Genomic DNA, 1,977 nt, shown 5'->3' on the forward strand with positions numbered 1-1,977 from the left:
GGCTGCGGGCGCGGGCGGCACCGCTTCGGCCGGCTGCGGCTCGGCCTTGACCGCGGAGGGGCGCTTGCGGCCCTTGGCCATCTGCGCCGAGGCCCGCTGCACGAAATCGCGGAAGATCGAGGCCGGGACGTCGCCGCCGCCGACGCGATTCATCGCGGAATTGTCGTCGTTGCCGACCCAGACGCCGACGACCATGTCGGGCGTCATCCCGATGAACCAGGCGTCGCGGTAATCCTGCGTCGTCCCGGTCTTGCCGCCGACGGCCAAGCCGGACACGCGCGCGCCCTTGCCGGTTCCACCGTCGACCACCGCCTGCAGCGAATCGAGCATCATCGTGCGGCTGTCGCCCGGCAGGCCGGCGGCGGGCTTGGCGTCGGGGCGCAGATAGAGCGGGGCCGGCGCTCCGCCGCGGATCGCGTGGATGTCGAAGCTCTCCACCGGCGTGCGGTTGGCCAGAATGCCGGCATAGGCGCGTGTCATCTCCAGCAGCGTGACCTCGGCCGAGCCGAGCGCGAGGCTCGGCACGTTCGGCAGATCGGACTGCACCCCGAGGGATTTTGCCGTCGCGATCACGGCCGGGATGCCGAGCTCCTCGCCGAGCTGGGCCGCCACCGTGTTGATCGAGAGCGCGAAGGCGGTCCGCAGCGGCACGGCGCCGCGGAACCGGTTGTTGGCGTTCTGCGGCTCCCAGTCGCCGATCTGCACCGGGCGGTCGACCAGCACAGTCTCCGGGGTCAGCCCGTTCTCGTAGGCGGTGAGGTAGACGAACAGCTTGAACAGCGAGCCGGCCTGGCGCTTGGCCTGGGTCGCGCGGTTGAACTGGCTGTCCTCGTAGTCGCGCCCGCCCACCATCGCGAGGATCGCGCCGTCCTTCGACATCGCGACGAGCGCGCCTTGGCCGATCTTCTTCTTGCCGCCCTCGGCGTCGAGGCGGCGTGCGACGATTCCCTCGGCGAGGCTCTGGAGATCGAGGTTGAGGGTCGAGCGCACGGTGAGGTCGCCCGGCGCGTCTGTGAGCTTCTTGGCGTCGGCGGCGAGGAGGTCGAGAAAGTAGTTGCTGCCCGGCGGCGTCTCCGGCGGCGTGCGCAGCGTCACGGTCTTGGCCCGCGCCGCGTCGGCGGCCTCCGCGGTGATCGCGCCGGTCTCGACCATGGTCTGCAGCACCACGTCGGCGCGCTCCTTGGCGCCGCCGAAGTTGCGCGTCGGGGCGAGCTGCGAGGGCGCCCGCACCAGCCCGGCGAGCATCGCCGCTTCCGGCAGGGTCAGCGCCTTCGCGCCCTTGCCGAAGTAGCGCCGCGCCGCCGCGTCGGCACCGTAGGCGCCGGCCCCGAAATAGGCGGTGTTGAGGTAGCCGAGGAGGATGTCGTCCTTGCTCATCTCGGACTCGACCCGCAACGCCAGGAAGGCCTCCTGGATCTTGCGGCGCAGGGTCTTCTCCTGGTTGAGCGAGGTCAGCCGGACATATTGCTGCGTGATCGACGAGCCGCCCTCGCGCACCCCGCCGCCGACGGCGTTGCGCCAGGCCGCGCGCACCAGCCCGCGCAGGTCGATGCCCCAATGGCTGTAGAAGCGCCGATCCTCGATGGCGACGATCGCCTGGGCGAGATGGGGCGGAAGCTCCGCCTTGGTGATCGGCTGCCCCCGGAACGCGCCGCGGGTGGCGAAGACCCGGCCGTCGTCGGCCTCGACGGTGAGCGCGCGCTGGCCCTGGTCGATCACCACGCCGCCGAGCGGCGGCAGCGTCAGGAACGCGAACAGGACGTAGCCGGCCAGCGCAACGAGCGGCAACGCGACGACGGCGCCGGCGACCAGGAGGGCGGGGCGCAGCGAACGCCCGCGGATGGCGAAGCGCGACGGCGCGGACCCGGCGGTCGCCGGACCCGCGATGGGGGCGTCAGCCTCGGCCGGAGCTTTGGATCGGCGGCGTGCCGCGAGGCCCCCGACGAGCGATCCGGTGGCGCGCGCCGCCTCCCGGCC

At 72.5% G+C, this 1,977-nt stretch carries 1 protein-coding gene; it reads right to left on the bottom strand.

Annotated features, from left to right (window positions below; translation table 11 throughout):
- On the bottom strand, positions 1 to 1,977 hold a 1,977-nt coding region (locus FV230_RS27720), incomplete at both ends, for a PBP1A family penicillin-binding protein (RefSeq protein WP_147844651.1).

Source organism: Methylobacterium sp. WL6 (assembly GCF_008040095.1).
Taxonomy (GTDB): domain Bacteria; phylum Pseudomonadota; class Alphaproteobacteria; order Rhizobiales; family Beijerinckiaceae; genus Methylobacterium.